Origin of the sequence: Microvirga sp. 2MCAF38, assembly GCF_052115485.1 — a bacterium.
GTDB lineage: Bacteria > Pseudomonadota > Alphaproteobacteria > Rhizobiales > Beijerinckiaceae > Microvirga.
The window spans coordinates 123,515-144,642 of record NZ_JBFRGU010000007.1 but is presented as its reverse complement, the minus strand read 5'-3'; the positions used below and the strand labels follow the sequence as shown (position 1 = coordinate 144,642).

Here is a 21,128-nt window from a genome sequence, read left to right as displayed (position 1 = left end):
AGAAAACAACGCCCTGCGCCAGGTTGCCCTAGCCCAAAATCGCCGCTTTTCCAGAAAGTCCAGAGCAACACACTAAGTGAAAACCCCGTCAGTGGCAGCCTTCTAAACCACCCAAACTTCCTAAGTCAACCACCTAATCAGAAAAATTTTAGTCGAAGCTAAGTATTTTTCTGCGTCGGCGTTCGCTCGGCAAAGCAACATCGTTCGCAAAAGCGGTTTTGCTCTTGCGTTCAACTTCTATTGGAAAGCTTTTGCTACCCAATAACCTTGCCGATGTTTCAGAGGAGCCATAATCGTCACCGAACGAGTTCGGATGATCTGGCTCTTGGAGTGACAGGGCGCAAAGCGCTTCTGCCGGGAGAATGTCTTTTAAAGAGCATTCTCGGGTCGTTTCTTCGCCGACGATGACCGTCCTTGGCTTTCACCGAGGGGAGGCCGTCTCATCTTTGAGGAAGCCGACGGGCACCTGATCGCTTGCGCGTTCGGCGCCGGGGAGCGGACCAATAACCGTTTCCCTACGCATTGCAAGAGGGAAGATTCGCATCATCCACGAAACTGTGGAGAGGGGGCCGATCTTGGTTAACGGATCCTCTCCCAACCACGAACCCTCAGAGGGGATTCATACGCCGCAGGGTTCCATCCTGACGGACGAAATGATGCCAGAGCGCCATGATCGCATGGAGGCCGGCGAGATAAAGAATGATTGTGCCGGCAGTCTGATGAATTTCGGCTATCGGTCCGGCGGGGCCCTGCACGGCGCCGGTGAGGGCAGGCACGCCGATCCCGAAGAAGGAGACGGAAATGCCCATGCGCGAGGCCGCATACCAGCCTGTCAGGGGAAGGCCGATCATGAAAACATAAAGCAGGCCGTGCCCAGCCTTGGCGGCAAGGGTCATCCAGCGCGACTGGTCGTCCTCGGCCGGAGGAGCTCCACCCAGAAGCCGGGAAATCAGGCGCGGAAGGATCAGGACCAGAACTCCGAGACCGAGCGAGAAATGCAGCAAGGACGGATTCTCCCGCATATGGCGACCGCCTTCCGAAGTGATCCAGGCCCCGAGAATGAGAAGGGCGGTGGCCCAGTGAGCGTAAATCATCACCTTGGAATAACGCTGCATGAACAATCTCCTTCAGTTCAGAATAGTTTTAAGATGATTGGCGGGCGGGGCGAGTTAAAGTTTTGTAACATCGACCCTTGGTCCGGCATGGGGAGCATGACCTCCGCGCAGCAGGGGAGGGCTAACCGTAAGGCGAGTATACGCGCTTGCGACACGGCGTTAGAGTCGAGACATGCCTCGTCGAAACAGGATCGGGGCGCTAACTTTCTGACTTGCACGATCTTTCAGGAGAACCGGTTTTCCGTTCCCAGGATCATGCACTAAGGTGCAGTCACACTATATCAATCCCATCACTGGAGCGGATTTATGACTTTGAAGTCGAAGACGGCGGTCGTCACGGGCTCGACCAGCGGCATCGGGCTCGCCATCGCGCGGGCTTTCGCCAAGGAGGGAGCCTCCATCGTCATCAACGGCATGGGTGATGCGGCGGAAATCGAGAAGGAGCGCGCCGGGATCGAGAAGGAGTTCGGCGTCAAGGCGATCTACTCGCCGACCGACATGATGAAGCCCGACGAGATCGCCGACATGATCGCGCTGGCGGAAAAGACCTTCGGTTCCGTCGATGTGCTGGTCAACAATGCGGGCATCCAGTTCGTCTCGCCGGTGGAGGACTTCCCCGTCGAGAAATGGAACCAGATCATTGCGATCAATCTGTCCTCGGCGTTTCATGCGATCCGCGCGGCGGTTCCCGGGATGAAGGCGCGCAAATGGGGACGCATCATCAATACGGCCTCGGCGCATTCCCTCATCGCCTCACCCTTCAAGTCGGCGTATGTGGCGGCCAAGCACGGCATCGCCGGCCTGACCAAGACGGTCGCCCTCGAAACCGCCACTGACGGCATCACGGTCAACTGCATCAGCCCCGGCTATGTGTGGACGCCGCTTGTCGAAAGGCAGATTCCGGACACCATGAAAGCGAGGGGGCTCACCAAGGAGCAGGTCATCAACGATGTACTGCTCGAAGCGCAACCCACCAAACAATTCGTGACTGTCGATCAGGTGGCGGCTCTCGCCGTGTTCCTCACTTCGGATGCGGCAAGCCAGATCACCGGCGCGAACATGTCCATGGATGGCGGCTGGACGGCGAAATAGGTGGGCGAATGGTGAGTGGTGAGTGGTGAATGGTTGCTATGTGCTGGCTCACGAAAGAGACAGATTTAGTTCCCGCCTTCAGCCCCTCTGATCTCCACTCGCCACTCACCATTCGCCCGCAAAAGCATCCGTCGTCTCGATAAGGTGATGCAGGATGCCCGGTTCGGTGAAGGCGTGGCCGGCGTCTTCCACCATGATGAAGCGCGCTTCGGGCCAGGCCTTGTGCAGATCCCACGCAGTCTTCGCCGGGGTCGCCACGTCGTAGCGGCCTTGGACGATCACGCCGGGGATGTTCTTCAGGCGTCCCGCATTGCGGATGAGCTGGCCTTCCTCGAGCCAACCTTCATTGACGAAATAGTGGTTCTCGATGCGCGCGAAGGCGAGGGCGTAGTGCTCGTCGCCGAACTGGTTTGTGTTGGCTTCGTTCGGCAACAGCGTGATCGTCTCGCCTTCCCACAGACTCCATGCGCGCGCGGCCTGCCGTTGCACGGCGGGATCGGGGTCAACGAGGCGGCGGCGATAGGCGCCCATGAGGTCGCCGTGCTCTTCCTTTGGGATCGCCGCCAGATAGCGCTCCCACTTTTCCGGAAAGAGCCAGGACGCGCCTTCCTGATAGTACCAGAGCAACTCCGCCTTCCGCAGCGCGAAGATGCCGCGAAGGATGAGCTGGCTCACGCGCTCGGGATGGGTCTGCGCATAAGCCAATGCAAGCGTACTCCCCCAGGAGCCGCCGAACACCATCCATTTTTCGACTCCGAGCATTTCGCGCAGGCGCTCGATATCGGCGACGAGGTGCCAGGTCGTGTTGGCCTCGATGCTCGCATAGGGAGCCGAGCGGCCGCACCCGCGCTGATCGAACAAGAGAATGCGGTATTTCTCCGGATTGAACTGGCGTCTCTGGGATGGCGAGCAGCCGCCGCCGGGGCCGCCATGGAGAAAGACGACCGGCTTGCCCTTTGGATTGCCGCAAACCTCCCAATAGACCTTGTGACCGTCGCCCACATCGAGCCAACCATGATCGTAGGGTTCGATCTCAGGATAAAGCGTCCGCATCGTTCAGGATCTCCAAAGGGCAGTCCCTCATAACAGGGTGGAGGAGCCCCTGCCAGCAGGCCCGAACTGCCCTTAGGATTAACTAAGCCGGCTTACGAAGATGGGATAACCCCCTTTTAGACAGTAGCTTGTCGCTCGACTGTCATATAGTTTTGCAACTGGGGAACGCGGGTACAACCCGGTCCATACTGGAGGAACTAACGATGATGACGAAACGCGCCGGCTTGAAGCTGGCTACGGCTCTTGCAGCCTTGATGCTCGCTGGTGGCGCTCAGGCTGCCGAGAAACTGCGGCTTCTGACCTGGGCTGATTACGCTCCCAAGGATGTCGTCGACCAATTCACCAAGGAAACCGGCATCGAAGTCGAGATCACTCTTTCGAACAACGAAGAGATGATCTCCAAGCTGCGCGCGACGCAGGGCGCGGGCTTCGACCTCGTGCAGCCGAGCCAGGACCGCATCGCGGGCCCGCAGCAGGAATTCGGCATCTACAAGCCGATGGATGTCTCCAAGCTCAAGTCCGATCTCTTCATCGGCTCGATGCTCGAAGCCACCAAGAAGAACACCACCATCGACGGCAAGGTCTATGGCGTTCCGCACATCTGGGGCACCGACGGCCTCATCGTGAACACCAAGGCCGCTCCCGCGGTTGCGGACTACAACGACCTTTGCGGCGCGGCGGTCGCCGGCAAGTCGAGCTTCCGCGCCAAGCGTCCGGCTCTCATCGCCTTCGCTTTCGCCAATGGCATGGATCCCTTCGCGGCCTACAAGGATGTCAAGGCCTATTCGGCTTTGATGGACAAGGTCGGCGCCAAGCTCGCCGAGTGCAAGAAGAACGTGAAGTTCTTCTGGGACGGCAAGGACCAGCTCCTGAACGCACTGCGCTCGGGTGAAGTCGTCGCCGCCATGGCTTGGGATACGGGGGGCTGGAAGCTCAACACCGAGAATTCGGACATCAAGTTCGTCGCTCCGAAGTCCGGCGCGCTCGGCTGGATCGACACCTTCGCGCTTCCCGCCAAGGGCCGCAACGACGATGCCGCCTACAAGTGGATCAACTTCAACATGCGCCCTGAGATCGCTGCGAAGGTTGCGGCTGCCGCCGGCAACTTCACGGCTTCGAATGGCGCCGACAAGCTGATGCAGGGCAAGCTCAAGGATCAGTTCGCCGAGAGCTTCCCGAAGGCTGCTATCGACAACATCAAGTGGTATCCGTCTGTGCCGGCTGGCCTCGAAGAGATCGAAGGCAAGGTCCTCGATCGTCTGAAGGCCGGCTCGTAAATCCCTCGTCCCCTTGATCGCCATCCCCCGGTTCGTCCGGGGGATGGCTCTTTATTATCCAAGACCTTCCATGGCTTCATCAATCGATCTCGATATCGTCAACGTCATCAAGCGTTTCGGCTCCTACAATGCCGTCGATGGCGTGTCCTTCAGCGTCGCTCAAGGCGAGTTCTTCTCGATCCTCGGCCCCTCGGGCTGCGGTAAGACGACCTTGATGCGCATGATTGCCGGGTTCGAGGACCCGACTTCCGGCGATATCCGCATTCGCGAAAAATCCATGATCGGCGTTCCGGCGAACCGCCGCCCGGTCAACATGGTTTTCCAGAGCCTCGCGCTGTTCCCGATGATGAGCGTCGGCGAGAACGTGGCCTACGGTCTGACTTGCCGCGGTGTCACTCGCGCGGAAGCGGACGAGCGCGCCACGCGCATGCTGGAGCGGGTCGGTCTGAAAGGTTTCGCAGAGCGTCGCGTGACGGCTCTCTCGGGTGGACAGCGCCAGCGCGTGGCCATCGCCCGCTGCCTCGTGCTCGAACCCACACTCGTGCTTCTCGATGAGCCGCTCGGCGCTCTCGATCTGAAGCTGCGCGAGCACATGAAGATCGAGCTGAAACAGCTCCAGAGCATGTTCAACACCACGTTCGTCTACATCACGCACGACCAGTCGGAAGCGCTGGTGATGTCGGATCGCATCGCGGTGATGAACCAGGGTCATTTCGAGCAAGTGGGAAGCCCGCGCGAACTCTACAACAATCCCCAGACGCCCTTCGTCGCGAGCTTCGTCGGCGAAACCAATCGTTGGTCGGGCGAGACAGCTTCCGCCTCCGCCAGTGGCGCAACCATTCGGCTGCCGTCTGGCGCGACGATCGAGGGCAAGGGCGAAGTCGGCAAGGCGCAATCGCTCTGCTTCGTGCGTCCGGAAGCGATCGCTCTCGGCGCGGATCAGGCGGCGCTCGGGAACGTCGCCAATCGTTTCGAGGGCCGTGTCTCCGCTGTGCTCTTCGATGGCGCGAATTCGAGCCTCCTGATCGAAGCGCCCGGTTTCGAACAGCCGGCGCGTGCCGTTCTGCCACAAGCTGGGCCGCTCGCGGGCATCGGCGTCGGCGCGCCGATCCATTTCGGATGGGCTGCCGACTCCATGAAAGTTTTCGCCGCATGAAACCGGCGCAGCGTCTCACCCTCTTCTTGTTGCTGGCTCCCGCCGTTCTATGGCTGGGCCTGCTCATCATTCTCCCGCACGTGGAAATCCTGATCCTCTCGTTCAGCGAGCGGGTCGCGCCACGGGTCTACACGTTCGGCCTCGGCAACTATCTCGAATTCTTCACCGAGCCGCTTTACTGGCGCACCTTTGCGCGCACCGCCATCATGTCGATCCTGGTGACGGCCTGCACGCTCGTACTCGCCTTTCCCATCGCGCTCTACATCGCGCGCGTGGCGCAGGGACGCCTGAAGGCGATGCTGTTGCTCATGTGCCTTCTGCCCTTTTGGGTGTCGGAGCTCGTGCGCACGCTCGGCTGGATGATGCTTCTGCGCGAGACCGGCGTGATCTCGTACGTGCTGCAAAGCCTCGGGCTCGCGAGCAAGCCGGTGGAGATGCTCTACAACGACGGCGCGGTCATTCTCGGCCTCGTTTATGGCGGGCTTCTTTTCATGATCGTGCCGCTGGCCAATGCGTTGGAGAGCCTTGAGCCCTCCGTCGTCGAGGCCGGTTACGATCTCGGCGGCAGTCGCTGGACGGTGCTTCGCCGCATCGTCATTCCGCATGCCATGCCTGGCATCGTCGCGGGTTCGATCATCGTGTTCATGTTGACCGTCGGCAATTTCGCGACGCCGGTTCTTCTCGGCGGCAAGAACGGCCTGTGGTTCACGGAGCAGATCTACGCGCAATTCATTACGCGCTTCAACTGGCCACAAGGCGCCGCCTTCGGCATGCTGCTGCTCGTGCTTTCCTCCATCATCGTGTGGGCGGGTCTGCGCTTGTCGGGCCAGAGCCTCGGCACGACCCTGAGACAGGCTTGACCATCATGAGCCGTCCTTCTCTCCTCTGGAAATTCTACATCGCGGCGTTCTACCTCTTTTTGTTCGCGCCGCTTCTCGTCGTTGCGATCTTCGCCTTCAACGCGAGTCCGTTCCCGTCTCCGCCGTGGAAAGGGTTCACGCTGGAATGGTTCATCGGCACGGGCTCCGTCTTCGGCAAGCCCGGCGTGTTGATGGATCCGATCTGGCTCACCACCATTCTCAACAGCCTGAAGGTGGCAGTGCCTGTCGCGGTGCTTGCCGTCGTCATCGGCACGGTGAATGCGTGGGTGCTGGAGCGCGCGGAGTTTCCCGGCAAGACCCTCTTCGCGATGATGATGCTCTGGCCGCTCGTCATTCCGGGCGTCATCCTCGGTATATCGATCCTCGCTTTCTTCTCGCGGCTCGCGAACGGACTGGAGGATTTCCTTCAGACCGATATCGATGGGTTGCGGCCGGGGTTGATGCTGATTGTGCTCGGCCAGCTCTCCTTCATCCTTACCATCGCGACACTCATCATCGCCGCGCGTCTGCGCAAGTTCGACCGCTCGCTCGAGGAAGCCGCGTTCGATCTCGGTGCCAGCCGCGCGCGCGTGCTTCGCACGGTGACATTGCCGTTCCTGAGCCCTGCGCTCATCGGCGCTGGACTCGTGGCGCTCTTGATGTCGTTCGAGAATTTCAACACCACGTTGATGCTTGTTGGTTCCGATCCACCGCTACCGATCACCATGTATGGGCAGATGCGCGAAGGCGCGACACCGGCCATCAACGCGGTGAGCCTTCTCGTGATGGTCGCGGTCGGCGGCCTCGCCAGCCTGTTCGCGCTGACGTCGAAGGAGGAACGCTGAGACGTCCTGAGGAGCTATTCCGGAAGGAATGGCGTCTCAAAGGATTGTCCAGCTCGCTCCCGACCCTTCGAGATGCCGCTTCGCGGCTCTTTAGGGTGAGGCTGTGGTTCCAGCGGTTCCGAGTGTTCTTAAAGTTCTGAGCTGTCGTCAAAACAAAAGGGCGATGTGATCATTCACATCGCCCTTTTCATTTCAGAATCGGTTCCGTGTTCAGCGGCCCCAGGTGCGCTCCAGAACGCCGATCCAGTTCTCGTAGCAGATCTTGCGGATCGTCGCCTCGTCGTAGCCGTGCTTGCGCATGGCCTCGATCAGCACCGGCAGGCCGGTGACGTCACCGATATCGGCAGGGATCGTCGCGCCGTCGAAATCGGAGCCCAAGCCCACACCGTCCACGCCCACATGGGCGATCAGGTGATCCATGTGGCGGATCATGTCGGTGAGTGGCGTATCCGCGCCGCGCTGGCCGTCGGGACGGATGAAGGAGGTGGCGAAGTTCACGCCGACCATGCCGCGGCTCTCGCGGATCGCGGCGAGCTGCTTGTCCGACAGATTGCGCGAATGCGGGCAGACCGCATAGGCATTGGAATGGGTCGCGATGAGCGGTGCATCCGAGAGCTTCGCCACGTCCCAAAAGCCCTTCTCGTTCAGATGCGAAAGGTCGATCATGATCTTGAGGCGGTTGCACGCCTTGATCAGCTCGCGCCCGAGATCGGTGAGGCCGGGGCCTGTATCGGCGGTGGAGGGATAGCGGAAGGGGACGCCGTGACCGAAGATGGTCGGGCGGCTCCAGACCGGGCCGATGGAGCGCAACCCGCTCTCATAGAGAACGTCCAGCATATGGAAGTCGGGATCAATGGCTTCCGCTCCTTCGATGTGAAGGATCGTCGCCAAGGTTCCGGTCTTGAAGCACTCGCGAATGTCGGCCGCCGTGCGGCACACCTTCACCTGACCCTTCGATTCCCGCTCGATCCGAAAGAGCAGTGAGGCCATCTGCAATGTCACGCGTTGGCTCGGTGCCAGTTCGAGCGGCGCGGGCAGCGGCACATCGTATTGCGGCTGCGTCATCATCGCATCCACATCGAGCCCGCCGCTTTGAGACGACACGTAAACCGCGAAGAAACCGCCCGCGAAACCGCCCTTCTTCATGCGCGGCAGATCGAGATGCCCCTGATTGTCGCCGTCGAGAAAAGCGCGTTCCGGCTGCGCCTTGCCTTGGATCAGGCGATACAGAACGTCGTTATGGCCGTCGAAGACAGGAACGAGAGAGGAGGAGGGCATCGTTTTCCGCGAAATGTGGAGAAAGGAGTGGCGTGATTTCGGATCTAGAGCATGATCAGAACAAGTGGAAGCCGGTTGTTCGCCCGGATCATGCGGCACCAAAGAATCTAGAGCTTGATCGCGTTTCAAAGAGACACGATCAAGCTCTAGGCGACTGCCGGGCGCTCGACTTCGCGTGAGAACCCTTGGCTCGCATTGATGAGCGAGCGCGTATAGTCGCTCCCGGCCCGATTGGTTCTGAGCGCCTGCGCGGTCGTCTCTTCCACAGCCTCGCCGTGCCGCATCACGAGAAGTCGCTCGCAGAGATGCGCGACGACCGCAAGATCGTGACTGACGAGGATGTAGGTGAGGCCGAGATTGCGGCGCAGTTCATCGAGCAGATTCAGGATCTCCGCCTGCACCGAAGCATCGAGCGCGGAAGTCGGCTCGTCGAGGAGCAGGACCTTCGGGCGCAAAAGCATGGCACGCGCAATGGCGACGCGCTGACGCTGGCCACCGGAGAGCTGGTGCGGATAACGGAAGCGGAAGGAGGGGCCGAGGCCCACCTCGCGCAACGCTTGAAGAATACGCGCCTCCGCATCCTTCACGCCGTGAATGGCGAGGGGCTCAGAGAGCGTCCGGTCCACGGTGTGACGCGGATGAAGTGAGGCGTAAGGATCCTGGAACACCATCTGTACGGTGCGATAGAATGCCTTGTTGCGGGGCGTGCGCAGTTCGCCGCCATCGACGAGCACGCGCCCGCCGGAGACCGGCGCAAGGCCGCAGATGGCGCGCAGCACGGTGGATTTGCCGGAGCCGGATTCGCCGACAAGCCCGTAGGCCTCACCGGTCTCGACGCGAAAGCTCACGTCCTTGACCGCATCGACCTGCAAGCGACCTGTTCCATAGGTGACGCGAAGATTTTGAATATCGAGCATCGAACGCTGCCTTTATTGCGCCCAAGCCGGATCGCGGTTGAGGGTGGGGAGGGGGCGAACATCGTTTGCGAGCGTTGGCAGGCAGCGCATGAGCCCTTGTGTATAGGGATGCTTGGCAGCCCGCAGGTTCCTGGCTTCGAGTTCTTCCACCACGTGGCCCGCATACATCACGAGCACCCGGTCACAGAAGGAAGAGACAAGCTTCAGATCGTGTGAAATGAAGATGAGGCCCATGCCACGCTCGGCCACGAGTTCGTCGAGAATGCGCAGCACTTCCATCTGCACCGTCACGTCGAGCGCCGATGTGGGTTCGTCCGCGATCAGAAGATCGGGCTCGGTCACGAGCATCATGGCGATCATCGCGCGTTGGCCCATGCCGCCCGAAACCTCGTGCGGATAAAGGCTGAACACGCGCGCCGGATCGCGCATCTTCACGGCCTCCAACATCGCCAGCGCCTTGTCGCGCGCTTCCGCGCGGCTGGCCTTGGCGTGGGCCTGATAGGCTTCGATGATCTGCTCGCCGATGGTCATCACCGGGTTCAGCGAATATTTCGGATCCTGCATCACCATGCTGATGCGCCCACCGCGTAACGTACGCAGCGTCCGCTTCGAGGCGGTGAGAAGGTCGATGCCGTCGAAGGTGAGTTTCTTCGCGGTCACTTCGCCGGGAGGTGGCGTGAGGCCTAGAATGGCGCGGCCCGTCTGCGACTTGCCGGAACCGGATTCGCCGACGATGCCGAGCCGTTCGCGGCCGAGCTGGAACGACACACCGCGCACCGCCTCGACGGTGCCCGTGCGAAGGTGAAAGCGGACGCGAAGATCTTCGACTTCGAGAAGAGGTTTCGTCATGCTCTTCCTCCTCGGTCATTCCGGGGCGAGCGCAGCGAGAGTCCGGAACCCAGAGCCGCGATGATTGCAAAAATATGACGACCCGTTCCGCTGATTTCCGGAGCCCTCGTGGTTATGGGTTCCGGGCTCGCCTTCGGCGCCCCGGAATGACAAAGGTTGTATGTCGTCATTTTGCGGCCTTTGGATCGAGCACGTCACGAAGGCCGTCGCCCAGGAGGTTGAAGCCCAGGCTCACCACGAAGATGGCAAGACCGGGCATTGCTGCGACCCACCATTGATCGATGAGATAGTTGCGGCCCGTTGCGACCATCGCCCCCCATTCCGGCATCGGCGGTTGTGCGCCGAGGCCGAGGAAGCCGAGGCCGGCAGCGGTGAGAATGATGCCCGCCATATCGAGCGTCACGCGCACGATGAGCGAGGAGATGCACAAAGGCACCACATGCCCGAAGATGATGCGCGGCGTCGATGCGCCTTGCAGCTTCACCGCCGCGATGAAATCGCTGTTGCGGATCATCAGCGTCTCGGCGCGCGCGATACGCGCATAGGGCGGCCATGAGGTGATGGCGATGGCGATGATGGCGTTCTCGATGCCGGGCCCAAGCGCCGCGACGAAGGCGAGTGCGAGCACGAGGCGAGGGAAGGCGAGGAAGATATCGGTGATACGCATCAACACCGTATCGACCCAACCGCCCACATAGCCGGACACGGTTCCAACGAGGAGGCCGATCGGCGTCGCGATGACGGAAACGAGCAGCACGACCCAAAGCGTGATGCGCGAACCGTGGATGATGCGCGAATAGATGTCGCGCGCCTGATCGTCGGTGCCCAACCAATGCGCCGCGCTCGGCGGCAGCAATCGTGCCGTGCGCAAATCCCCGCCGGTGATCGGCGAGTAGGGAGCCAGGAAATTCGCAAACAGGGCGACGAACAGCAGCAGCAGGACGATGCCGAGCCCGAAAACCGCGAGCGGATTTTTCGTGAAGGTGCGCCAGCCGAGATAAAGCCGGCCGAGACGTGCCTGCCAGCGCGAGGCCGGTTCAGGAGAAAGCAACCAGGCGCGAAGACCGGCTGGTTCAGAAAGGGGAGCAGCGCCGGTCATCAGCGAGTCCTCGGATCGAGCAAGCGATAGAGCAAATCGGACATCAGGTTGAGAATGACGAAGGCGGCGCCGATGGCGAGCGTTCCGCCAAGCACCGCATTCATGTCCGCGTTTTGCAGCGAGTTGGTGATGTATTGCCCAAGTCCGGGCCACGCGAAGATGGTCTCTGTCAGAACCGAGCCTTCAAGCAGGTGCGCGTAAGACAGGGCGATCACCGTAATCAAGGGGACGGCGGCGTTGCGCAAGGCGTGACGCCAGATGACCCGTAGTTCGGACAGGCCCTTCACACGCGCGGCGATCACGTATTCCTGCGCCAGTTCATTGAGCATGAACGAGCGCGTCATACGACTGATATAGGCGAGCGAGAAATAACCCAGCAGACATGCTGGCAGCGTGACATGCGACACGGCGTTCCAGAATGCGTCTATCTGCCCCTGCATCAGTGTGTCGATGAGCACGATGCCGGTGACGGGCGTGTACATGTAGGAATAGCTCACGTCGAGCCGGCCCGGGCCTTCGACCCAACCGAGCTTGGCGTAGAACAGAAGCAGGGCCATCAGCCCGAGCCAGAAGATCGGCACCGAATAGCCGATGAGGCCGAGCACGCGGACGAGCTGGTCGATCAGCGACCCGCGCTTGACCGCGGCGAGCACGCCGAGAGGGATGCCGACGAGGGTGCCGATAATCGTACCCAGCGTCGCCAGTTCGAGCGTGGCGGGAAAAACATTGATGATGTCGGACATCACCGGATTGGTGGTGAGCACCGAATTGCCGAAATCGCCGGAGATGGCCTTCTTCAGATAGATCCAGAATTGCTGGATCATCGGAAGATCGAGGCCGAGCTCCTGACGGACACGCGCATAAACATGCGCGGGAGCCCGATCACCGACGATGGCGAGAACGGGATCGATCGGGACGATACGGCCGATAAAGAACGTGACGGCAACCAACCCAAGAAGGGTCGTCGCCAGCACAGCGATAAATTGCAAGGTCCTTAAAAGGAAGAAGCGGAGGGCATGATGCCCTCCGCTCTGCGTCAGAGTTGCAGCAGCCATCGAAGAATCAGTTCTTCTTGGCTTGCATGACGCTGTTCATGTCGAAGGACGGGCCGATCACCACACCTTCGACGTTCTTGCGCGAGGCAATCACTTCGATCTGCTGAAGGAAGGTCACGAAGGGGCCGTCGTTGAGAACGGCCTTCTGCAGATCGCGGTACATTTCCGCACGCTTTTCAGCATCGCGCTCCAGAACCGCAGCGCGGGTCTTGGCCGTAAGCTGGCCCGGGTCCCAGGCATTGCGCCAAGCAAGCGGCTTCGCCTTGGCGGTATCCGAGTTGTCGTCGTTCGCCGCAAAGGTATCGGCGTTCGTGTTCGGGTCCTGATAGTCCGCACCCCAGTTGCCGATATAGATATCGTGCTGGCGAGCGCGGTACTTGGTCAGGGTTTGCTTGCTGTCGCCGGGGATGATTTCAACCTTCACGCCAGCCTGGGCGAAGGTGGTCTGGATGGCCTGCGCGATACCCGTGATTTCGGGGGTCGAACGGGTGTCCATCGTCACCGTGAAGCCGTCCTTGAGGCCGGCCTTGGCGAGAAGCTCCTTCGCCTTGGCGACGTCGAGCTTGTAGGGGTTGTCGTTGATCGCGCCCAGGAAACCCTTCGGCAGGAAGGCCTGATGGACCTCGCCTTTGTTCTTCATGATCGTGTCGGCAATGGCCGAGTAGTCCACGAGCCACTTCAGAGCCTGCCGGACTTCAGGCTTGGCGAGGTTCGGGTTCTTCTGGTTCAGGCCGAGATAATAGACGGTGCCCTTCGGGCCGTTATCGACCTTGATGTCCGGGTTCTTGGCGACCGCGTCCAGCTCTTGCGGGTTCAGGTTACGGGCGATGTCCACGTCACCCTTTTCGAGCAGCAGGCGCTGCGTCGCCGTCTCCTTGATGTGACGGTAGATCACGCGGGCGAGCGGGGTCTTCTTGTCGGAGTTCGGATTGCGCTCGAGAACCACGACTTCGTTGGCCTTCCAGTCGCGGATCGCGAACGGGCCGGAACCGGCATAGTGGGTCTTGAGCCAGTTATAGCCGAAATCGCCGTCCTTCTCGTTTTGCAGCGCCAGCTTCTTGTCAACGACGGAAGCGACGGTCGAGGTCATGCAGTAGAGAACGAAGGTGGGAGCGTAGGGCTTGTCGAGCTCCATCGTCAGCTCGAAGGGACCGGTCTGCTTGATCTTGTCCTTCACGTTGTCCTTCGACAGGCCGAACTGGCCGAGGATGAAGGCCGGGGACTTGTCGAGGAGAATGGCGCGCTGGAACGAGAATGCGACGTCCTCGGCGGTCAGCGGGTTGCCGGAAGCGAATTTCTTGCCCTGACGGATTTTGAAGGTGAAAGTCTTGCCGTCGGGAGAGACGGTCCAGGACTCGGCAACTTCGCCGTAAATCTTCGAGACGTCCTTGGGATCGTAGTTGATCAAACGCTCATAGGTGTTGCCGGCGATTTCGGAGTTACTGAACTCGAAAATTTCAGCCGGATCGAGTGAGGTGATGTCGTCGATCTGCCAGGCCTGGACCAGAGTGTCCGGCGGCGTCGCCGCCATGACGGCCGAGAAAGACGTAGCCATGGTCGCGGTCAGGGCCGCGGACAGGAAAAATTTCGGAAGTTTCTTCATTTTATGTGTTCCCCCGAAGCGCAGAGTGCGCCTCACAGTGGTCTTATGAATACAAATCAGATGATGTCTGTCGAGTCCATCAACTGGATATGAAGTGGTAAACTCCGCGCAATTCGCCCAATCGTCGCGCAAAACATTGTTTCGCCTTGGCCTGAAAGGGCAATCTGTGGCAAAGGCTCGGCATTCTCGTAATCCGGATGGTCGCCCGTGTCTGAAGAAGCCAAGAAGCCTGCCGCCAATGCCATGTGGGGCGGGCGTTTTTCGTCCTCTCCGAGCGCTTTGATGGAGGCCATCAACGCCTCGATCGATTTCGACAAGCGTCTGGCGTCCCAAGATATCCAAGGTTCGCTCGCGCACAGCAACATGCTGGCGAAGCAAGGCATCATCTCTCCCGCCGACCGCGATGCGATTCACCAGGGCCTGCAACGGGTTTTGGGCGAAATCGAGAATGGCGATTTCACCTTCTCCAAGGCGCTCGAAGACATCCACATGAATGTGGAAAGCAGGCTTCGCGAAGTCGTCGGCGATCCGGCGGCCCGCCTCCACACTGCCCGCAGCCGTAACGATCAGGTCGCCGTCGATATCCGCCTGTGGATACGCGAAGCCCATGACCGTACGGACGAGCAACTGACCCGCCTCATGAAGGCGCTCCTCGCCAAGGCCGGAGCCCATGTGGCGACTGTGATGCCCGGCTTCACGCATCTCCAGAGCGCCCAGCCTGTGACGTTCGGTCACCATCTCATGGCCTATGTGGAAATGTTCGCCCGCGATCGCAGCCGCATCCGCGATTCACGCAAGCGGCTCAATGAGTGTCCGTTGGGCGCAGGCGCGCTTGCCGGCACGTCCTTCCCCATCGACCGTCATCAGACGGCGGCGGCCCTTGGCTTCGACGGGCCGACCCGCAATTCGCTGGATTCCGTGTCGGACCGCGACAGCCTTCTCGAGTTCATGTCGATTGCCTCCATCGCTGCCGTGCATCTGTCGCGGCTGGCGGAAGAGATCATCATCTGGATGTCGGCACCCTTCGGCTTCGTGCGTCTGCCCGACCGCTGGACCACCGGTTCGAGCATGATGCCGCAGAAGCGCAATCCCGACGCGGCGGAGCTGGTGCGCGGCAAGTCCGGTCGCATCTTCGGCTCGCTGATGGCCGCTCTCACCATGATGAAGGGCTTGCCGCTGACCTATTCCAAGGACATGCAGGAGGACAAGGAGCAGGTTTTCGATGCCGCCGACAGCATCGAAATCGTGCTCGCCGCCATGACCGGCATGATCGAGGACATCGAGCCTGTGAAGGAGCGCATGGCGGCTGTGGCCGGTGCGGGCTTCTCCACCGCCACCGATCTCGCCGACTGGCTGGTGCGCAGCCTCAACATTCCGTTCCGCGATGCGCATCACGTTACGGGCCGCATCGTCTCGGAAGCCGAGAAGCGCGGCGTGACCCTGGAAGAGCTTCCGCTGGACGTGATGCAAGCGGTCGAACCGCGCATCAACCAGGGCATCTTCGAGGTGCTGAGCGTGGAGAATTCCGTGCGCTCGCGGCAAAGCTTCGGCGGTACCTCGCCCGAACGCGTCGCCGAGCAGGTGGCGTGGTGGAAGAGCCGCGTCTGACCAGTTTCTAGAATAAAATCAGCTTGTTGAGCCTGCCCTGGTCAAGGTCTTGATAGGGGCGGGCAGAGCCTCCATATTGTCGGAAGCGGGCCGGTTCGGCCCGTTTGAGCGCCGCAAGAGCGGGCTCACATTCAACCGAAGTGCCTTTCTAACGTGGGCTTCGAATATGTCGCGTCAGTCGCCCTTTGGGCATCCTTACCTGCTGGGTTTCGATGAAATCGAGCAGGCGCTCGACCGGGTCGCCAAAGCCGCGGGCGATGGATACCCGCCGTATAATATCGAGCGCCTCGCGCGCACGATGAGCGATCCCGAGCGCCTTCGGATCACGCTGGCCGTTGCCGGGTTCACCCGGGAACAGCTCGAAGTGACCCTGGAAGAAAACCAGCTCGTCATCCGCGGACGTCAGACCGACGACAAAGCCAGGCATTTCCTGCATCGCGGCATCGCCGCCCGTCAGTTTCAGCGCACCTTCCTTCTTGTCGACGGCATGGAGGTTCTGGGTGCGGATCTCTCCAATGGTCTTCTTTCGATCGATCTCATCCGGCCGGAGCCGGCACGCATCGTTCGCAAGATTGACATTCTGACGACTGACGAAGCGTAACGGTTTTCGCGAAGGAGGTTCCTTTGAACAATGATCTCAACTTCACCTTCCAGTCTTCCGAACTCGCCGCTCTCGGCGAGGGGCAGATGGCCTATGTGAAACCCATGCGCTCGGACGATGTGGCAAAGGCTTTCCCGGATGCACCGAAGATCCAGCCCGGCCTTCAACTCTTCGCCCTGGTCTCCGCCAGCGGCGCGCCCATCGTCCTTACCGACACGCGTGACGCCGCCGTCGCCAATGCCTGGGCGCATGATTTGCAGACGGTGAGCCTGCACTAACCGGAAAACCGCTCAGCATGCCGCCGAAGAGCGGCGTGCTGGCTCTCCCGCGATTCAACGCAACGACCTTTTGCCCGACGAACTCTTGGCGGCTCTATGACCCTTGCTTCCCCGGCCACCCCCAACCACACCAGGATCGAAGGGGGATCGCCGTCGCGGGCGGAATTGGTGACCCTCGCTTCCGCCCCGACGCCGGCCCTTTTTGTGAATTGCGATTTCGAGGGAGCTGACCTGTCGAATCTCGACATGGCGGATTGGCGGTTTGAGGGTTGCGTTCTCAAGCGGGCAAACCTGACGAGCGCGAGGCTTGAAAATGCCGCTTTCGAGGGATGCCGGGGAGGCTTCGCCAACTTTACGGCCGCCATCCTCACCGAGGCGGTGTTCCAGTCGAGCGATTTCAACAATGCGGTTTTCGTCGGCGCGTCTCTCTCGCAAGCGGCGTTCAACGCCTGCAAGCTCACCGGCGCTGATTTGAGTCAGACGAAATCGACAGGGACGTCCTTCAGGGAAACGACCTTGTCGGCGGCCCGCTTGCCTGGCTTCTCATTCCGGAAAGTCCGAATTCACCGGGTGGATTTCAGCCTTGCGGACCTTACCAAATGCGATTTCCGTGACGCTGTGTTCGAGGAATCCAGCCTGCGCGAGTCCCATCTCGTGGACGCCCGCTTCGAGGGAGCAGACCTACGCGGCGCGGATCTTGGAGGCCTTCGCCTCAACGATGCGCGTAAGTTCAAGGGCGCCACGATCTCGCGCAGCCAGGCCGGCGATCTTCTGGCGGAGATGGGCTTGAAGGTGCTCTGAGCACTGCCTTTAAGCGATCGCTTCGATGGCGTCGGTCAGGCGCTCCAGGTCTTCCGGTGTCGAGAGCCGGTGATCTCCATCCTTGATGAGGGTGAGGCAGGCACTGTCGCCCGGCAGATGCTCCACCAGCAGGAGCGCGTGCTTCCACGGCACGTCGGGGTCTTTCATCCCTTGGAGGATCGTCACTGGGCAGCCGGTGCGAATCGGCCCGTCGAGCAGGAGGTGACGGCGTCCGTCTTCGATCAGCCCGCGCGTGATCGGGTAGGGATCGGGCGAATAGGGTGAGGGGCGGTGGTAGACCCCGGTCTCCATCACCGCGCGCTTGATATCCTCAGGAAAGCGATCCCACATCAGCCGATCCGTGAAATCGACGGCAGGGGCGATGAGAACGAGGCCGAGGGGCGCGAGGTCGGGCCGCTTGTCCATGAGGTAGCGGGTCGCGAGTAAGGAAATCCAACCGCCCATGGAGGAGCCGACCAAAATCGGGCGCGCTTTCGCCTCGCTCTCGATCACCGCCAGCGCGTCTTCAAGCCAGCGGGAAATCGTTCCTTCCTCGAAATTGCCGCTGGATTCTCCGTGGCCGCTATAGTCAAAGCGAATGAAGGCGCGGCCTGTCCGTTCGGCCCAGGCATTCACCGCCTCCGCCTTGGTGGCGCGCATGTCGGACTTGAAGCCTCCGAGCCAGATTACCGGCGGATTGCGGCCTTCTTGACGCAGCACCGCGATCCGGCGTTCCGCCGATCCGTGGCCGACTGTTAAAAGGTGCGCCATGGTTAACCCATCCTCAACTGCTTCAGAGAGACATTAGTCGAATGATTTTACGAAGAGGGCTCTTACACCGGTGAGTTCCGCGACGCGACCCGGAGGGGCGGCATTCCGATCCTCACGACATCATCCCTTGGCCGGACGAACGATTCTCCAGATCATCCCTGAGCTGGAAGCGGGCGGAGCCGAGCGCACGAGTGTCGACATCGCCGAAGGGCTCGCCCATATCGGGGCGCGGGCGCTTGTGGCGACAGAAGGCGGGCGTCTCGTTGGGGAATTGCAGGCTAAGGGCGGCGTGTGGATTCCTTTTCCCGCCAAGACCAAGAACCCGTTCTCCATGGCGCTCAACGTGCGCAAGCTCGCCAAGATCTGCGTGAAGGAGAAAGTGTCGCTTCTGCATGCACGGTCCCGCGCTCCTGCATGGGTCGCACTGGGCACGGCGCGATCCCTCGAATTACCCTTCGTCACCACCTATCACGGTAGCTATGCGGGCCGCTCCTCGATCAAGGTGCTTTATAATTCGGTGATGGCACGCGGAGACGCGATCATCGCCAACTCTTACTATACGGGCGATCTCATCCGCTCTCTCTACCCGCAGGCGACCGACCGGATCCGGGTGATTCATCGCGGTACCGATTTCGGCCAGTTCTCTCCTGCGATGGTGGCCCCCGAACGGGTCGAGGCCTTACGCAAGGCCTGGGGTGTTTCGCCTCACGAGCGCGTCGTACTGCTCGCCGCGCGCCTGACCGGCTGGAAGGGGCAGAAGGTCCTGATCGAGGCGGCTGCGAAGTTGCGCGATTCCGGTCTCAGCGATGCGGCCTTCATTCTCGCGGGCGATCCGCAGGGGCGGGATTCTTACGTCAAGGAAATCGACAGCCTCATCGAGTCGCGGAAGTTGAAGGGCGTTGTGCGCCGTGTCGGCCATTGTACCGATATGCCGGCGGCTTTCCTGGCCGCTTCCGTCGTTACCGTTCCCTCGACCGAGCCGGAGGCGTTCGGCCGCTCGGCGGTGGAGGCGCAAGCCATGGGAACGCCGGTCGTTGTTTCCGATCTCGGTGCGGTTCCGGAAACCGTTCTATCGCCGCCGGCCGTGCCGCCCTATGAGCGCACCGGATGGCGGATTGCACCGGGTGATGCCGACGCCCTGGCTGACGCCATTGGAGAGGCCTTGAGCCTTGGTGCGACGGCACGGGCGGGTTTGAGCTCCCGCGCACGCATCCATGTGGAGCACAACTTTTCCCTCGAGCGGATGGTTTCCAGCACCTTGGATGTTTATTCTGCCCTGCTGGAAGGACGTTTCGCACGCCGGGCGAGTTGACTTCGCGCCGATTTGCGCGAAATGTCACTTTACTCACGGCATCGGGAACGCGTTGCAGAAGCACTGGCTTCTCTCGTTATGACCGAGCCTCAATAGGAGATATGAGCCATTCGCAGACCAATGAGAGCTTTGCCGGTCCCACAGAAAGAGGGACCGCGCGCCAACCGAGACATTCGCGGCGTCCGCGAAGTGCAGTTGATTGATGACACCGGCCAGAATCGCGGCGTGATGGCCTTTTTCGACGCCCTCCGGATTGCCGAGGACGCTGGGCTCGATCTCGTCGAGATCTCCCCGAACGCAGAGCCACCCGTCTGTAAAATTCTCGATTACGGCAAATATCGCTTTCTCGAGCAGAAGAAGGCGGCTGAGGCGCGTAAGAAGCAGAAGACCGTCGAGGTCAAGGAAATCAAGCTGCGTCCGGGCATCGACGATCACGATTACGACGTGAAGATGCGCGCGATGAAGTCGTTCTTCGAGGAAGGCAACAAGGTCAAGATCACGCTCCGCTTCCGCGGTCGCGAGATGGCGCACCAGGATTTGGGCCTCAAAGTTCTCGATCGCGTCAAATCGGACGTCGGCGATATCGCCAAGGTCGAGATGGAGCCGAATTTCGAGGGCCGTCAGGTCGTCATGGTTCTGGCGCCTCGCTAAGGCGAAATTCAAAGTCATTTTTCAGTGGTCGCCTCACCCGAGGCGGCCATTGCTTTTTGGGGCGCCTTCTGCCATAAGCCGCCCTTCATCGAACCGCCCGGCTGTAAGGGCTGCCGTGGCGGTTTGTTTTGCTCAATGCAGCAATACTTAGGGATTTCAAGGCGTTACGCGCCGTGAGAGCCCTCCTAAAGGAGAGCAAAATGCCCAAGCTGAAGACGAAGTCGGGCGCCAAAAAGCGCTTCAAAATCACCGGCACCGGTAAGGTCGTTTACGCCCAGTCCGGCAAGCGCCACGGGATGATCAAGCGGACCAAGAAGCAGATCCGCAACCTGCGCGGCACGAACGTCATGTTCGAGAGCGACGCGTACAACGTGAAGAAGTTCTTCCTGCCCAACGGCTGAGACGTTCTTTTCCACATCCCGGATTTTGAAGGAGTTTTTCCATGGCCCGCGTCAAACGGGGCGTTACCGCCCACGCCAAGCACAAGAAGGTTCTGAAGGCCGCCAAGGGCTTTTATGGCCGCCGCAAGAATACCATCCGCATCGCCAAGCAGGCGGTCGAGAAGAGCATGCAATATGCTTATCGCGACCGTAAGAACAAGAAGCGCGTTTTCCGCGCTCTCTGGATCCAGCGTCTCAACGCCGCTGTCCGTCTGCACGGCTTGACCTATTCCCGATTTATCGACGGTCTCGGCAAGGCTGGGATCGAGATCGATCGCAAGGTTCTGTCCGAAATGGCCATCCACGAGCCGGCTGCTTTCGCCGCTTACGTGGAGCGCGCCAAGGCTTCCCTGCCCGCGCAGGCTGCCTAAGACACCTTAGTTCCGGCGCGGCTGAACCTGTTTTCAGCTGCGCCCCCTCTTGATACCGCATGGTCTCTTCGGATCATGCCTCAGCCTCCGAGACCA

General features: G+C 60.8%; 22 protein-coding genes. 13 read left to right on the top strand and 9 right to left on the bottom strand.

The window, feature by feature from the left end; translation table 11 throughout:
* Positions 1–608: 608 nt before the first annotated feature.
* Complete coding sequence (locus tag AB4072_RS15865) at positions 609–1,115, bottom strand: cytochrome b (RefSeq protein WP_441969477.1); 507 nt, start codon at positions 1,113–1,115, stop codon at positions 609–611.
* Positions 1,116–1,421: 306 nt separating this feature from the next.
* On the opposite strand from AB4072_RS15865, the gene AB4072_RS15860 reads away from it, so the two are divergent.
* The gene (locus AB4072_RS15860; protein ID WP_441969475.1) at positions 1,422–2,207 is read left to right on the top strand and encodes a 3-hydroxybutyrate dehydrogenase; all 786 of its coding nucleotides are present in this window, start codon (positions 1,422–1,424) and stop codon (positions 2,205–2,207) included.
* A 105-nt stretch (positions 2,208–2,312) separates the two neighbouring features.
* Here AB4072_RS15860 and pip read toward each other — a convergent pair whose 3' ends face one another.
* Positions 2,313–3,260 (bottom strand): prolyl aminopeptidase, encoded by a 948-nt coding sequence (gene pip, locus AB4072_RS15855; protein WP_441969473.1) that lies wholly within the window; start codon positions 3,258–3,260, stop codon positions 2,313–2,315.
* 203 nt (positions 3,261–3,463) lie between these two features.
* On the opposite strand from pip, the gene AB4072_RS15850 reads away from it, so the two are divergent.
* The 4 genes from AB4072_RS15850 to AB4072_RS15835 all read left to right on the top strand — a co-directional run bounded on the left by AB4072_RS15850 (position 3,464) and on the right by AB4072_RS15835 (position 7,398).
* On the top strand, positions 3,464–4,537 hold the full coding sequence (locus AB4072_RS15850; protein ID WP_441969471.1) for an extracellular solute-binding protein: 1,074 nt from the start codon (positions 3,464–3,466) through the stop codon (positions 4,535–4,537).
* 70 nt (positions 4,538–4,607) lie between these two features.
* Entirely contained in the window at positions 4,608–5,693 is a 1,086-nt protein-coding gene (locus AB4072_RS15845) for an ABC transporter ATP-binding protein (protein ID WP_441969469.1), read from the top strand.
* On the top strand, positions 5,690–6,553 hold the full coding sequence (locus tag AB4072_RS15840; RefSeq protein ID WP_441969467.1) for an ABC transporter permease: 864 nt from the start codon (positions 5,690–5,692) through the stop codon (positions 6,551–6,553). Before AB4072_RS15845 ends, AB4072_RS15840 begins: the two co-directional genes overlap by 4 nt.
* A 5-nt stretch (positions 6,554–6,558) precedes the next feature.
* Positions 6,559–7,398 carry an ABC transporter permease gene (locus AB4072_RS15835; protein ID WP_441969465.1) on the top strand — a complete coding sequence of 280 codons (840 nt, stop codon included), beginning with the start codon at positions 6,559–6,561 and terminating at the stop codon, positions 7,396–7,398.
* 210 nt (positions 7,399–7,608) lie between these two features.
* Here AB4072_RS15835 and AB4072_RS15830 read toward each other — a convergent pair whose 3' ends face one another.
* From AB4072_RS15830 to AB4072_RS15805, 6 genes are all read right to left on the bottom strand, one after another.
* Entirely contained in the window at positions 7,609–8,676 is a 1,068-nt protein-coding gene (locus AB4072_RS15830; RefSeq protein ID WP_441969463.1) for a dipeptidase, read from the bottom strand.
* A gap of 146 nt (positions 8,677–8,822) precedes the next feature.
* On the bottom strand, positions 8,823–9,593 hold the full coding sequence (locus tag AB4072_RS15825) for an ABC transporter ATP-binding protein (RefSeq protein ID WP_441969462.1): 771 nt from the start codon (positions 9,591–9,593) through the stop codon (positions 8,823–8,825).
* A 12-nt stretch (positions 9,594–9,605) separates the two neighbouring features.
* Complete coding sequence (locus tag AB4072_RS15820; RefSeq protein WP_441969460.1) at positions 9,606–10,442, bottom strand: ABC transporter ATP-binding protein; 837 nt, start codon at positions 10,440–10,442, stop codon at positions 9,606–9,608.
* A 166-nt stretch (positions 10,443–10,608) separates the two neighbouring features.
* Complete coding sequence (locus tag AB4072_RS15815; RefSeq protein ID WP_441969458.1) at positions 10,609–11,541, bottom strand: ABC transporter permease; 933 nt, start codon at positions 11,539–11,541, stop codon at positions 10,609–10,611.
* Complete coding sequence (locus AB4072_RS15810) at positions 11,541–12,596, bottom strand: ABC transporter permease (protein WP_441969457.1); 1,056 nt, start codon at positions 12,594–12,596, stop codon at positions 11,541–11,543. The genes AB4072_RS15815 and AB4072_RS15810 overlap by 1 nt, the downstream gene beginning before the upstream one ends.
* Before the next feature lie 7 nt (positions 12,597–12,603).
* Positions 12,604–14,199: an ABC transporter substrate-binding protein gene (locus AB4072_RS15805; RefSeq protein ID WP_441969455.1), complete on the bottom strand. Its 1,596-nt coding sequence runs from the start codon at positions 14,197–14,199 to the stop codon at positions 12,604–12,606.
* 207 nt (positions 14,200–14,406) lie between these two features.
* Here AB4072_RS15805 and argH point away from each other — a divergent pair, with 207 nt between their 5' ends.
* The 4 genes from argH (at position 14,407) to AB4072_RS15785 (ending at position 17,487) form a co-directional block, all read left to right on the top strand.
* Positions 14,407–15,807 carry an argininosuccinate lyase gene (gene argH, locus AB4072_RS15800; RefSeq protein WP_441969453.1) on the top strand — a complete coding sequence of 467 codons (1,401 nt, stop codon included), beginning with the start codon at positions 14,407–14,409 and terminating at the stop codon, positions 15,805–15,807.
* Positions 15,808–15,973: 166 nt separating this feature from the next.
* The gene (locus AB4072_RS15795; RefSeq protein WP_441969451.1) at positions 15,974–16,408 is read left to right on the top strand and encodes an Hsp20 family protein; all 435 of its coding nucleotides are present in this window, start codon (positions 15,974–15,976) and stop codon (positions 16,406–16,408) included.
* A 23-nt stretch (positions 16,409–16,431) separates the two neighbouring features.
* Positions 16,432–16,686 carry a DUF1150 family protein gene (locus AB4072_RS15790; protein ID WP_441969449.1) on the top strand — a complete coding sequence of 85 codons (255 nt, stop codon included), beginning with the start codon at positions 16,432–16,434 and terminating at the stop codon, positions 16,684–16,686.
* Between the two features lie 96 nt (positions 16,687–16,782).
* Positions 16,783–17,487 (top strand): pentapeptide repeat-containing protein, encoded by a 705-nt coding sequence (locus AB4072_RS15785; RefSeq protein WP_441969447.1) that lies wholly within the window; start codon positions 16,783–16,785, stop codon positions 17,485–17,487.
* Between the two features lie 9 nt (positions 17,488–17,496).
* Here AB4072_RS15785 and AB4072_RS15780 read toward each other — a convergent pair whose 3' ends face one another.
* Positions 17,497–18,258, bottom strand: a complete 762-nt coding sequence (locus tag AB4072_RS15780; RefSeq protein ID WP_441969445.1) for an alpha/beta hydrolase — start codon at positions 18,256–18,258, stop codon at positions 17,497–17,499.
* A 127-nt stretch (positions 18,259–18,385) separates the two neighbouring features.
* Here AB4072_RS15780 and AB4072_RS15775 point away from each other — a divergent pair, with 127 nt between their 5' ends.
* From AB4072_RS15775 to rplT, 4 genes are all read left to right on the top strand, one after another.
* Positions 18,386–19,570 (top strand): glycosyltransferase family 4 protein, encoded by a 1,185-nt coding sequence (locus AB4072_RS15775; RefSeq protein ID WP_441969443.1) that lies wholly within the window; start codon positions 18,386–18,388, stop codon positions 19,568–19,570.
* Positions 19,571–19,690: 120 nt separating this feature from the next.
* The gene (gene infC / locus AB4072_RS15770) at positions 19,691–20,221 is read left to right on the top strand and encodes a translation initiation factor IF-3 (protein WP_441969441.1); all 531 of its coding nucleotides are present in this window, start codon (positions 19,691–19,693) and stop codon (positions 20,219–20,221) included.
* A 200-nt stretch (positions 20,222–20,421) separates the two neighbouring features.
* Positions 20,422–20,622: a 50S ribosomal protein L35 gene (gene rpmI, locus AB4072_RS15765; protein WP_441969439.1), complete on the top strand. Its 201-nt coding sequence runs from the start codon at positions 20,422–20,424 to the stop codon at positions 20,620–20,622.
* A 41-nt stretch (positions 20,623–20,663) separates the two neighbouring features.
* Entirely contained in the window at positions 20,664–21,032 is a 369-nt protein-coding gene (gene rplT / locus AB4072_RS15760; protein ID WP_196271720.1) for a 50S ribosomal protein L20, read from the top strand.
* Positions 21,033–21,128: the final 96 nt, after the last annotated feature.

Excerpts from the sequence above, each read along its gene's own strand:
- rpmI (WP_441969439.1), top strand. The coding sequence starts at position 20,422 with ATGCCCAAGCTGAAGACGAAGTCGGGCGCCAAAAAGCGCTTCAAAATC.
- AB4072_RS15825 (WP_441969462.1), bottom strand. The coding sequence starts at position 9,593 with ATGCTCGATATTCAAAATCTTCGCGTCACCTATGGAACAGGTCGCTTG.
- AB4072_RS15815 (WP_441969458.1), bottom strand. The coding sequence starts at position 11,541 with ATGACCGGCGCTGCTCCCCTTTCTGAACCAGCCGGTCTTCGCGCCTGG.
- AB4072_RS15835 (WP_441969465.1), top strand. The coding sequence starts at position 6,559 with ATGAGCCGTCCTTCTCTCCTCTGGAAATTCTACATCGCGGCGTTCTAC.
- rplT (WP_196271720.1), top strand. The coding sequence starts at position 20,664 with ATGGCCCGCGTCAAACGGGGCGTTACCGCCCACGCCAAGCACAAGAAG.
- AB4072_RS15810 (WP_441969457.1), bottom strand. The coding sequence starts at position 12,596 with ATGGCTGCTGCAACTCTGACGCAGAGCGGAGGGCATCATGCCCTCCGC.
- AB4072_RS15780 (WP_441969445.1), bottom strand. The coding sequence starts at position 18,258 with ATGGCGCACCTTTTAACAGTCGGCCACGGATCGGCGGAACGCCGGATC.
- AB4072_RS15805 (WP_441969455.1), bottom strand. The coding sequence starts at position 14,199 with ATGAAGAAACTTCCGAAATTTTTCCTGTCCGCGGCCCTGACCGCGACC.
- AB4072_RS15845 (WP_441969469.1), top strand. The coding sequence starts at position 4,608 with ATGGCTTCATCAATCGATCTCGATATCGTCAACGTCATCAAGCGTTTC.
- AB4072_RS15840 (WP_441969467.1), top strand. The coding sequence starts at position 5,690 with ATGAAACCGGCGCAGCGTCTCACCCTCTTCTTGTTGCTGGCTCCCGCC.
- AB4072_RS15795 (WP_441969451.1), top strand. The coding sequence starts at position 15,974 with ATGTCGCGTCAGTCGCCCTTTGGGCATCCTTACCTGCTGGGTTTCGAT.
- infC (WP_441969441.1), top strand. The coding sequence starts at position 19,691 with ATGAGAGCTTTGCCGGTCCCACAGAAAGAGGGACCGCGCGCCAACCGA.
- AB4072_RS15785 (WP_441969447.1), top strand. The coding sequence starts at position 16,783 with ATGACCCTTGCTTCCCCGGCCACCCCCAACCACACCAGGATCGAAGGG.
- AB4072_RS15850 (WP_441969471.1), top strand. The coding sequence starts at position 3,464 with ATGATGACGAAACGCGCCGGCTTGAAGCTGGCTACGGCTCTTGCAGCC.
- pip (WP_441969473.1), bottom strand. The coding sequence starts at position 3,260 with ATGCGGACGCTTTATCCTGAGATCGAACCCTACGATCATGGTTGGCTC.
- AB4072_RS15860 (WP_441969475.1), top strand. The coding sequence starts at position 1,422 with ATGACTTTGAAGTCGAAGACGGCGGTCGTCACGGGCTCGACCAGCGGC.
- AB4072_RS15830 (WP_441969463.1), bottom strand. The coding sequence starts at position 8,676 with ATGCCCTCCTCCTCTCTCGTTCCTGTCTTCGACGGCCATAACGACGTT.
- AB4072_RS15820 (WP_441969460.1), bottom strand. The coding sequence starts at position 10,442 with ATGACGAAACCTCTTCTCGAAGTCGAAGATCTTCGCGTCCGCTTTCAC.
- AB4072_RS15865 (WP_441969477.1), bottom strand. The coding sequence starts at position 1,115 with ATGCAGCGTTATTCCAAGGTGATGATTTACGCTCACTGGGCCACCGCC.